At 34.8% G+C, this 273-nt stretch carries 1 protein-coding gene; it reads right to left on the bottom strand.

The features are described from left to right. A partial coding sequence (locus SB847_RS20990; protein WP_410578540.1) for a hypothetical protein occupies positions 1-273 on the bottom strand: 273 nt, incomplete at both ends.

Below are 273 nucleotides of genomic sequence, written 5' to 3'. Positions count from 1 at the left end.
AATCATTCCGCTAGCCTGAAGTTCTTTTTTATGATCGATAAGTAAATAGAATGGCGATGCCGTTCTTGGATTTAGTGTCCTAATTATTTCTTTATCTATTGAAATAGCTTTGTTGATAAGGGGACTTTCAGAAAGGAAGCTGTCTTTCGCAGAAACATTGTCAATTAAATTGATCCAAAGAGAAACGTCGACTTTTTTGACTGCAGGTAACAAAAACTCTAACTGTGGAACTTTGCTACGACATAATCCGCATTTCTCAGATAAAAATACAAT

It is taken from the genome of Bacillus sp. SIMBA_026 (assembly GCF_046535335.1).
GTDB classification, from domain to species: Bacteria; Bacillota; Bacilli; order Bacillales; family Bacillaceae; genus Bacillus; species Bacillus velezensis.
Note: the sequence above shows the minus strand (reverse complement) of the source record. Positions and strands in the feature narration are given on the sequence as shown.